The following is a 234-nucleotide window of genomic DNA, read 5'->3' on the forward strand; positions in this document are numbered from 1 at the left end:
TTGAAGATGCCTTCACGGCTCGTATCCAGTATTAGACGCCGTTTCCAGCGCTTATCCCAGAGTCAGGGGCAGATTGCTCACGTGTTACTCACCCGTTCGCCACTGATCCACAGAGCAAGCTCTGCTTCACCGTTCGACTTGCATGTGTTAAGCACGCCGCCAGCGTTCATCCTGAGCCAGGATCAAACTCTCCGTAAAGAAAAAATGCATACCCCATCGGGAAAACGACGAAGC

Annotated in this window: 1 rRNA gene; it reads right to left on the reverse strand. The window is 52.6% G+C overall.

The window, feature by feature from the left end:
• A 16S ribosomal RNA gene (locus WFI52_RS14150) occupies nt 1-198 on the reverse strand; the annotation flags it as partial.
• Between the last annotated feature and the right edge of the window lie 36 nt (nt 199-234).

The organism is Microbacterium sp. MMO-20, assembly GCF_037147735.1.
In the GTDB taxonomy this organism is placed as follows: Bacteria; Actinomycetota; Actinomycetes; order Actinomycetales; family Microbacteriaceae; genus Microbacterium.